The 10,346-nt window shown below is 49.2% G+C and carries 9 protein-coding genes; all 9 read left to right on the forward strand.

The window, feature by feature from the left end; all coding sequences use genetic code 11:
• The first annotated feature begins 31 nt into the window (after positions 1-31).
• The 9 genes from PsW64_RS14725 (at position 32) to PsW64_RS14765 (ending at position 10,247) form a co-directional block, all read left to right on the forward strand.
• Positions 32-1,597 (forward strand): class I SAM-dependent DNA methyltransferase, encoded by a 1,566-nt coding sequence (locus tag PsW64_RS14725; RefSeq protein ID WP_063304093.1) that lies wholly within the window; start codon positions 32-34, stop codon positions 1,595-1,597.
• The gene (locus tag PsW64_RS14730) at positions 1,594-3,180 is read left to right on the forward strand and encodes a restriction endonuclease subunit S (protein ID WP_063304094.1); all 1,587 of its coding nucleotides are present in this window, start codon (positions 1,594-1,596) and stop codon (positions 3,178-3,180) included. The genes PsW64_RS14725 and PsW64_RS14730 overlap by 4 nt, the downstream gene beginning before the upstream one ends.
• Positions 3,181-3,186: 6 nt before the next feature.
• Entirely contained in the window at positions 3,187-4,908 is a 1,722-nt protein-coding gene (locus PsW64_RS14735; RefSeq protein WP_063304095.1) for an AAA family ATPase, read from the forward strand.
• Positions 4,908-5,723 (forward strand): hypothetical protein, encoded by an 816-nt coding sequence (locus PsW64_RS14740; RefSeq protein WP_063304096.1) that lies wholly within the window; start codon positions 4,908-4,910, stop codon positions 5,721-5,723. The genes PsW64_RS14735 and PsW64_RS14740 overlap by 1 nt, the downstream gene beginning before the upstream one ends.
• 6 nt (positions 5,724-5,729) lie before the next feature.
• A complete protein-coding gene (locus tag PsW64_RS14745; protein ID WP_063304097.1) occupies positions 5,730-6,653 on the forward strand; it encodes a restriction endonuclease in 924 nt (307 codons plus the stop codon).
• 52 nt (positions 6,654-6,705) lie between these two features.
• Positions 6,706-7,518, forward strand: a complete 813-nt coding sequence (locus PsW64_RS14750) for a hypothetical protein (RefSeq protein WP_063304098.1) — start codon at positions 6,706-6,708, stop codon at positions 7,516-7,518.
• Positions 7,519-7,601: 83 nt separating this feature from the next.
• Entirely contained in the window at positions 7,602-7,826 is a 225-nt protein-coding gene (locus tag PsW64_RS14755) for a helix-turn-helix transcriptional regulator (protein ID WP_193757811.1), read from the forward strand.
• Positions 7,823-8,140 (forward strand): hypothetical protein, encoded by a 318-nt coding sequence (locus tag PsW64_RS14760; protein WP_063304099.1) that lies wholly within the window; start codon positions 7,823-7,825, stop codon positions 8,138-8,140. Before PsW64_RS14755 ends, PsW64_RS14760 begins: the two co-directional genes overlap by 4 nt.
• Entirely contained in the window at positions 8,133-10,247 is a 2,115-nt protein-coding gene (locus PsW64_RS14765) for a DUF6371 domain-containing protein (RefSeq protein ID WP_063304100.1), read from the forward strand. Before PsW64_RS14760 ends, PsW64_RS14765 begins: the two co-directional genes overlap by 8 nt.
• The last annotated feature ends 99 nt before the right edge of the window (positions 10,248-10,346 follow it).

The following is a 10,346-nucleotide window of genomic DNA, read 5'->3' on the forward strand; positions in this document are numbered from 1 at the left end:
CAAAATAAGCTCCAACTGGAAGCCATAATCCATGAATACCAATAGTATCGTCCAGAAGCTCTGGCGCTTGTGTTCCGTTCTGCGTAAAGACGGCATCACTTATCAGCAGTATGTGACAGAGCTGACCTATCTCCTGTTCCTCAAAATGATGCAGGAAAAAGAGAAGGAGGAAGGAGCTGTTCCAACCGGCATGCGTTGGGTGGATTTGGTGAAAACGGATGGTCTCCCTCAGTTGGAGCTTTACCGCGATCTGCTTACCACCCTTGGAACCACTTCCTCCCGCTTGGGCAAAGACGATGAGTTGCTTCGAAAGCCGCACGAAACAGCCGTAGATGAAGAAAAAGCAGCCTACAAAAAATCCAAAAAAATCCCGAAGATGGTGCAGGACATCTTTGAAAACTCAGCCACCTTTCTGCGTGACCCGGTTAATCTGAATAAGCTGGTAACAGAGATTGATAAGCTGGACTGGTACGATATTGAGCGTGATCAGTTTGGTGACCTTTATGAAGGACTTCTTCAAAAGAATGCGGAAGAGACCAAAAAAGGGGCAGGGCAGTATTTTACGCCGCGTGTGCTGATTGATGTGATTGTTGACCTGATGCAGCCGCAACCGGGCGAGCGTATTCAGGACCCGGCAACGGGCACAGGAGGCTTTTTGATTGCTGCAGACCGTTTCATGAAAGCACGCACAGATGGCTATTATGATCTGGGCGAAGTGGGGGCGAAGTTTCAAAAGGAGCAGGCCTTCCATGGCATGGAAAACGTGCGAGATACCTATCGCCTGTTGCTCATGAACCTTTACCTGCACGACTTTGATACTGGCCATATTCTGGCAGGTGATACGCTTTCTCCAGATGGGGAGGCTATGTGCAAGAATAAGGTGGATGTGATCCTCACCAATCCGCCGTTTGGTCCTGCAGGGGGCAAGCCAACGCGAGATGATCTTTCCGAGACGGCCAATGTTTCCAGCTATCAGCTACCGTTTGTGGAACACTGCATCAGAGGCTTAAAGCCCGGTGGTCGTGCGGCCATCGTTATTCCTGATAATGTGCTATTTGAAGATGGCAAAGGCAAAGCCCTGCGCCAAATGATGATGCAGCAATGTAACGTGCATACCATCCTGCGCCTGCCGACAGGTATTTTCTACGCTCAAGGGGTAAAGACTAATGTGATCTTCTTGCAAAAGAGCGCGGCGGTTGAGCTGGCCACCCTGAAAACTGATCAGACGCAGAAGCTCTGGGTTTATGATCTGCGCAACCAGATGCCTCAGTTTGGCAAAACCAGCCCGTTGACTGAAGACCATTTTGCCGAGTTTGTGAAAGCTTATGGGGCTGATGCAAATGGCGGTGCAAAGCGGGTAGATGAAGGCGAGGAAGGCCGTTTCCGCTGCTTCACCCGTGATGAGATCGCTGCACGCGGTGATAATCTGGACATCAAATGGCTGCAGGATGATGAGGAAGAACAGGAAGAAGGCCTGAGCGAGCCAGAAGACATCGCTGCCGCAATCCTCGGGCATCTCACTGCTGCTATGACCGAGATTGAAGCACTCTCTGCCGAGTTGGAAGAAGGGGCTGATGCTGTGGAGGCGGAGCTATGAGTGAACTTCCAGCGGGTTGGGTTGACGCTGAGTTGGAGTTAATCTCCGGCTCCAAAAGCTTAGTTACAGACGGCGATTGGGTGGAGAGCAAAGATCAAGATCCGAATGGCGACGTTCGCTTAATTCAGTTAGCTGATATTGGTGATGGATTCTTCAAAGATAAATCCTCTCGTTTCATGACGTCAGACAACGCTGAAATGTTAAATTGCACCTTTCTGCAGAAAGGGGATGTGCTGATTGCTCGGATGCCGGATCCTCTAGGTCGTGCTTGTATCTTTCCTGATGTGGGACAATCAGCTGTTACAGTTGTAGATGTACAGATATGGAGAGCTTCTGCAGACGGTGCACTGCCAGAGTGGGTAGTTAATACAATCAATTCTCCTAATCTTCGCAAGGAAATTGAGTCGCAATCTAGCGGCACCACGCGTAAACGTATTTCAGGTGCAAAACTTAAGAAATTGCTCGTTCCTCTCCCTCCCCTCGCTGAGCAGAAGCGGATTGTGGCGAAGATCGAGAGTCTGACGGAAAAATCCCGTATAGCGCGGGAGAACCTTGCCCGCATCGACACCCTCACCAAACGCTACAAACAGGCCATCCTCAAAAAGGCCTTCAGCGGGGAGCTGACGGCTGATTGGCGACGTGCCGATATTGCGTCTGTTGCTGAGAAAACTTTCGATGGTCCATTTGGTTCTAGCCTGAAGACTGCTGACTATACAGACGCTGGCCATCGGGTCGTTAGGCTTGAGAATATTGGTCATTTGTTTTTTAAGATGGAAAAAGAGACGTATGTTAGTAACGCGAAGTTCCAGACGCTTGCTAAGCACATTTTAAAATGCGGTGACATATTATTTTCTTCGTTTGTAGATGAAGAGGTTCGCGTTTGTCAGGTGCCGAAGGAACTTGACAACAATGCAATCAATAAAGCTGATTGCTTTTGTATCAGGCTAGATGAAGCACAAACGGATTCTAGATTTGTTATGTATCAGCTTGGCAGCTCAACAACCTACGAAATTTTGAAAGACCTAGTGCATGGGGCGACACGGCCGCGCATTAATTTGAAGCAATTAAAATGCTTCGAATTGAAACTACCTTCCCTTCTTAAGCAAAAAGAAATTGTTACCTGTATTGAGGCGGCGTTTGCGAAAATCGACCGACTAGCTATCGAGGCTAAGCGGGCGTTGCATCTGGTGGATAGGCTAGATGAAAAAATCCTCGCCAAAGCGTTTCGCGGTGAGTTGGTGCCGCAAGACCCTGAAGACGAACCAGCTTCTGTGCTCCTTGAACGCATCAAAGCAGAGCGGGCAGCTCAGCCGAAGGTGGTACGTAAAAAAGTTTCTCGCAAGAAAACAGAGATTTCCAAAATGGCAAAAACAGTTCTCGATGCCCTGAAAGAGGCAGATGGATGGCTTGAATCTCAGCGGTTGTTCCAGCTTTGTGGGGTCAAAGATGGAACGAGCACGGGAGAGATAGAGCTTATCTACCAACAGTTGTTGGATCTTGAAAGACAAAATAAAATTGAAATCAAAGCCGTTCGGAATAAAGATGATATCAAGCAAACAGATATGGTTAGATTCGTGGCATAGGATTTTATGCGGCTAGATAAATTTAAAATTGGGAGTGCGAAGGATAGTCCGGCGCACTCCTATAAAAACCTAAAAGATATTAGCATTGATTTTGATGAGAAGCATTGGGTTACGGTTGTCATCGGCTGGAACGGCACCGGCAAATCCAACGTACTCGAAGCGCTGTCGATTATATTTCGAGAGCTGATTAGCCCCGCTAAGCCTAACAAACCTCAGATCCCCTTTGCCTTTGAACTTTCCTATGAGATTGGGAAGGGCGAGAAAGCTCGAAAAGTGTTTCTGGAAAATGATCCAGACCGAAAGTCCGAACCACTGAAAGTCCGGGTCTCTTATTCAAAAGAGTGGGTTCAAGGCGATCCAGTCAAAAGCGCCACTTTTGATTTGTTTAGTGAGCATAAAGACGTTGAGGTAAGACTATCAGCGTTTCTCAAAGACCCTGACAATCTGCCACGTTTTGTGTTCAGCTATTATTCTGGTGAAAGTGACCGACTGCAAAACGTCTATACGCCTTATCTGACGAAATACGACAAAAAACTACGTGCCGGAGAAGATCCCGGCCTCAAACGCTTATTCTTTGCCCTTCCTGAACACAGTCAATTCGTTCTGCTGGCCTTCTTGATTGGCCAGAGCGATGTTGTGAGTAAGTTTCTGGAAAAGCAATTGAGCTTGGAACCGGAAAGCGGGCTCGACTCGGTCCTGTTTGTATTGCGACAACCTCCATGGACTTCAAAGGAGGGTGATGAGCGCTTCTGGAATGCGAAAGGTGTTGTGCAGGGATTCCTTAACCGGCTGATGGACATCGCAATTTGCCCTGTCAATATCAAACGTACCGAAGTTGTCTCTCAGTGGGGAAACAGGAAGGCGCTGGAATTTAAGTATCTACTTGTGAAGGATCTTGATGCTCTGAAGAGGCTTGTTGGGGAGCAAGAGCCTGCTGAGTTCTTCCGTGATCTTGAAAGTACGCATGTTTCGCAGCTGATTGAGGATGTTCGCATCAATGTGCGTGTAAAGAAGAACAAGACACCGGTTACGTTTAGCGAATTAAGTGAGGGAGAGCGGCAGCTTCTGACTGTACTTGGCCTTATGCGTTTCACCGCCGGGGAAGAAAGCCTATTTTTGCTTGATGAGCCTGACACTCACCTCAATCCAAGGTGGAGCGTTGATTATCTTAATTACATTCAAAAGTTCATTGCAAGTACCGATGATGAGCAAGAAGACACCAGCCATATTGTTCTCACCACACATAATCCTATGGCGATTGCTGAACTTGAGCGCGAACAGGTCCAGATCCTGAGTGTTGATGATAGTGAAAAGCATAGGCGTGTTGTTGCAAACATGCCCGACGAAAGCCCAAAGGGGATGGGTTATGCGTCGATTGTGACGAGTGACATGTTTGGGATAGCCTCTACACTTGATCAGGACACTCAGGATTTACTTGAAGAACAACGTGAGCTGGGCAGTAAGGACAAACTTTCTTTAGACGATGCTGAACGGCTCACCAAAATCAACAAGGATCTGGACCGTCTAGGCTTTAGGTTCTTTCATCCAGACGACGAATATTCACGTTACTTGCGCCTGCGTAGCAATGCTCTCCAGCAGCGGTTTGAAGATCAGAAGCGCACCGATGTTGCAGAGGGAGTGTCGCGGTTATCTCGCGAGGAGCGAGAGGAAATTGCAAATGATGTAATTGCGGACTTGTTGGCTCAGGGTGGTGAGGATAACGAGTGATGCGGTGGATTGATCAAGATAAAATTCAGTTACCAGAGGGTTGGATAGATCGCGCCGCGCAGGCAAAACAACGTGTTATGGTTGATGGAGCTAAGCCTGACGATTTCGATGGAGTCTGGAGGTGCTTAAAAGATCCCTTCGCAGTTATTTCTGATAAGCGGTGTTGGATTTGTGAGGCTCCTGCAGCCAGATCTGATAATGCAATAGATCACTTTCGTCCCAAAAACCGTGTAGCTGAAGCTGTGGGGAAGCACTCTGGCTACAAATGGCTGGCGTTTAAACTTAGTAATTTTCGGTATATTTGCACATTCTGTAATAGTAAGCGTAAAGATAGGAATGGGGGCACCGAAGGCGGAAAGGCTGATCATTTTCCACTTCAGGATGAAGCTTCCCGCGCATATTGCGAAGACGATGACACCGATGATGAAGTGCCATTGCTCCTTGACCCTTGTGAAGAAGGGGAATGGAAACTTTTAGGATGCTCGGTAGAGTCTGGAAGCCCTGTAGCGGCGACTGACGATCCCAAGGAATGCGAGCGCGTTAGTGTTTCTATTTCGCTATATCATTTGCATCAAGATGCCTTGAACAAGATGCGACTGAGCCAAATCAGAGATTTAGATCAGAAAATTGTAGCTGCAAAAGATCGGTATAATGAGTTGGATGGCTCCGCTAAAAGGCAAAAAAAATATAGAGATGCTTTGAAGCCAATTCTTCGAATGATTTCCCCAGGCTCTGATTTCAGCGGTGAAATGTACAACCATCTGAAAAAGCGACGCGTTATTGAACATCCTTGGTTGCAGACATTGTTAGGTTAGTATCCTATGACCATTCCCGATTACCAAACCCTTATGCTTCCTGTTCTACGGCTATCAGCTAATGAGCCAGTTCGCGTAGCTGATTTGGTCATGCCGATTGCCGCTGAATTTTCGCTTACTGAAGAAGATCTTGAAGAGCTTTTGCCAAGCGGTAGAATGCGGCGCTTGAACAATCGTATTCATTGGGCGAAGACTTACTTGTCCAAAGCAGGCTTATTGGAAAGCCCTAGTCGGGGGTATTTTGTTGCGACGCAAGAGGGGCGAAAAGTACTCGAGAATTCGCCGGAGCGTATCAACAATGCATTTTTGATACGTTACGAGAAGTTTCAGGATTTTCGTGCTCGAGGAAAAGAAACCAATGTGGTCAAGAATAGCGTGGGTCTGTCATTGTCTGATGATCCAGCTACGCCAGAAGAGCAAATTGATAATGCCTATGCAATGCTGCGCTCCTCGCTTGGTACTGATCTTCTTGAACGAATACTGCAAAATTCTCCAAGTTTCTTTGAAGGACTGATCATCGAACTGATGATTTCTATGGGGTATGGCGGTTCTCATGCAAGAGCAGCTCGTCAGCTTGGGCGTTCTGGTGATGGTGGCGTTGATGGGGTGATTGATGAAGATCGCCTTGGCCTTGATCGTGTTTATCTGCAAGCCAAACGCTATAAAGCCGATAACGTGGTAGGTCGTCCAGATGTTCAGGGGTTTGTGGGTTCTCTTGTTGGGCTGGGTGCCAACAAAGGGATTTTTGTCACAACATCCAGTTTCAGCAAGCAAGCGCAAGAATATGCAGAAGGGCTGGTTCAGCGGATTATCCTGATTGATGGTGCTTTGCTAACCAAGCTCATGGTTGAGCATGGCGTTGGTGTACGTACCAGCCGGACCATTTCCATCCAGCGGATGGATGAGGATTTCTTTGCTGAAGAGCTGTGAGATATGCGCTAGCCTTCTATGAAGCTCTTAGGGGTAAGGAGAAGGTGGGCTGATGGATGAAGAGTATCAGGAGCTTCTGGGGCTGCACGACTTGTCTTTTAGACAGGCGTTTGTGAGATTTGTTTGCCAAGCACCTGAAGTTCTTGAAGCTATGAACTCTGCTCAGGTTGAAGCCCCAAATTTTCAGCCGAGTACTAAAACAATCATTCGCTATTGGACCTACAACAAGCATCCAAGATGGCCCGTTATTGCTGAGCCCCGAAAATGGGCATTCGACTTAACGCGGGAAATCAAAGCCAAATATACTCGTGTAAGAGGTAAGACGCGGGTTGTCCGAAAAGCGCGGAAGGCATCCTCTCCAGAGGTGCAAGAATATTATTTGGCGGTGTTTGGGCGATATGAAGCGCTTATATCTCAACTCGCTATGGGCAAACTGGTTGCGAAAGGTCGGGATAGGCCAATTGCTGAGGAGACACTCATTCCCTCGGTGCTTTGGACTTATACCCATACGCGGGTTGGAATAGAGAGTTGTACCTTAGGCCGCACAAACACGCGCAGATGGATACAGGTCGCAGAAGGCTTGAGGATCTACCATCCGAGTAAACTGAAGGATGAGGCATGCTTGCCAAAGCAGGCAGGTTCAGGGCGTCCCAAAAAGTATCTATGGGACGAGGCCTATGATGCTCTAGTTCTCAAACTTGGACAAGAAGGCTTTCCAGAAACTGGTGCTGAACTTGTTTCTATGTTTCTTGATTGCTTTCAGTGTATGCGAGGCGCTTCTGTTCCAGATGCTGAGCAAGCCAGAACATGGCTGAAGAATAAGAAGACCCAACTATGGCGCAGGGTAGTTGATGGGGATGGGTAAAATAGATTTATCCCCTTTTAACTGCTAGGGCTGCTGACACCTCGTCATGATCCCATCATCGCAAATGAGCGGAGATGATGGTTATGAGGACGGAACTTAACAGCGTTGAGAACGCTTTGATTACAGAAGCGGCGGCCGCTGATTATCTTGGAATTTCTATACGGACCATACAGGCGTGGCGGGTGCGCGGCGGCGGGCCTAAATATGTGAAGTTGGGAAAGGCGGTACGCTATCGACCTTCTGACATACAGGTATGGATTGAATCTCATTTGACAAGCTCCACAAGTGAAGTGGGGGCGAGGTCATGAGACGGCGACACAATCCCCACGTTGCTTTCCAGTGGATCGCCAGAGCTGCTTTATTGCATGGTGATACAATCTGCAGGCAATGGCTCCCCGGTGGGCGACTTTGTGGCTGTGAGTATACGGTGAAGAATCCGCGCCGGACGGATCGGCGGGCTGGTTCCTTTAAGATCAACATTGCTTCAGGCCTGTGGTGTGATTTTGCGACCGGTGAAGGTGGGCGGGATTTTATCAGCCTTGGAGCCTATCTGTTTTCGCTCTCGCAAAAGCAAGCTGCTTGTAATCTGGCGGATATGATTGGAGTGGATGCCTATGAGTGATCCGTTTGCTCCAATCAAAACAGACCAAGCAACCGAATCCAATCGAACGCACCCACAAAAGGCGGTTGTGATACCGGTGCCAGATGAGGCACCGGAGCCACCTGCTTTCCATCCTAAGTTAGGGGTGCCTTCGCAGCGCTGGACATATCGGGATGCAGCGGGTGAGGTGCTTGGTTATATCTGCCGTTTTGATATCGAAGGGGAAGGCAAGAGCTATCGCCCTTTGTGTTTGTTCCAAGTTGGAGAGCAGTTGAAATGGCGGTGGGAGACCTGGCCTCAACCGAGGCCTTTGTATGGCTTAGAGCTTCTTGCAAAAACTCCTGATGCGCCCATTGTCATTGTTGAGGGAGAAAAGGCTGCAGATGCTGCAAGGCGGTTATTGCCGAGACATGTTTGTATCAGCTCATCTGGTGGCTCCAATGCAGCCAAGAAAGCGGATTGGTCGGCACTTGCAGGTCGTGAGGTTATTATCTGGCCTGATGCGGATGAGGCAGGGCTGAAGTTTGCTGATGAAGTTGTCAGCTGTCTTGAGAAGGTTGGGGCTGCATCTGTAACGGTTCTTGTGCCGCCTGATGGTGTTCCCAAAAGCTGGGATGCGGCTGACGCTTTGGCGGATGAATGGACACCAGAGCAAGCTGAGGACCTCGTTTTGTCTTCTCAGGTAGAGGACGCACAGGGACCCGAAGCTAAGCCACGTGCGCGTGGTGTGAGTTTGCTTTCAGTCGCGCAGGATCTGGAGCTTTGGCATTCTCCGCAAAAAGATGCTTTTGCCACTGTGCTTGTGAATGATCATTATGAGCATTGGGCGGTTGAGAGCCAAAGCTTCAAGCGTTGGCTGGTGGGGCGGTATTATGAGAAGACTGGGCTTGCACCTTCAACGCAGAACTTAAGCGATGCCTTGCGGGTATTTGAGGTGCGTGCTCTGGAGCAAGGCGCTTGCAATACGCCATTTATGCGTATTGGCTGGCAGGATGGGGAAAGCTGGTTGGATCTGGCAGATGAGAACTGGCAAGCGATCCGTATCACCCGTGACGGTTGGGAGGTGATCTGCAATCCTCCCGTCAAGTTCATCCGCAAGCAGACTATGTCTGCGTTGCCCGTGCCTGAAAAAGGACATGGCATTGAAGAGATGCACCATCTTATCAATGCGGAGGAAGAGGACTGCAAGCTCATTCTTGGTTGGATGGTGGCCTCCTTGTGGGGGCGTAGTCGTAGTTATCCGGTTTTAGCACTTGGTGGAGAGCAGGGCAGCGGCAAGAGCACTATGGCTCGGTTGTTGCGGTCTATTACTGATCCCTGTGCGGTTTCTGCGTCCTCGCTTCCTAAAGATGAGCGTGACCTTATGGTGATGGCGCAAAATGGGCATGTGCTTAACTTCGATAATGTCTCGAAAATGGAAGGTTGGCTCTCTGATGCTATTTGCCGGATGGCGACGGGGAGTGGGTTTATCTCTCGCAAGTTGCACACGGATGGTGATGCTTATTGGTTTCAAGGGGCACGGCCTGTGCTGCTTAATGGCATTCCTGCACTGACAGAGCGGGCTGATCTGGCAGAACGTGCCCTTTCTGTTCGTCTCAAGCGGATTGATGAGGTGGGCCGTCAGCCGGAAGAGTTGTTCTGGCAAGAATGGGAGCAGCTCAAACCGCGTATGCTTGGTGCTTTGCTGGACGCGTTAAGCACAGCTATCCGCAACATTGCGAGTGTGCATCTTGAGCGCCATCCACGCATGGCGGACTTTGCGCGGTTGATGGTGGCTGCTTCATCCGGGCTTGGCTGGGGAGAGGGCGAGTTTTGGGAGGCGTATGAGAGCAACCGGCGCGGCACTATCGAGGCTGTGTTTGAAGGTGATCCTGTGGCTGTCGCGATCCATGAGTTTGTGATGGTGCAACGTGGTGGCGAAAGCTGGATGGGGACCGCGACAGAACTCTATGGTGAGCTCAGCAATATTGTGAGTGATCAGATCAGATCTTCGCGCTTTTGGCCGCAAAAGGTGAATGCTTTTGGGAATGCGGTGGATCGGGCTGCACCACTGTTGAGGCAGAAGCGGATACAGGTGCTGAAGAAGGCGACTGGTTCAAAGCGGTTGATTTATCTGGATGTGATTTAGTCGTTTCCCCTTCAAAACATCACGGGTCCTTCCTAGGCTTTTCCTTGCCTGCGGGTAGTTCGAGACCACGGCGCAAGCGGCTATGTGGTTTTCGCGAGG

The sequence above is a fragment of the Pseudovibrio sp. W64 genome, from assembly GCF_001623145.1.
In the GTDB taxonomy this organism is placed as follows: Bacteria; Pseudomonadota; Alphaproteobacteria; order Rhizobiales; family Stappiaceae; genus Pseudovibrio.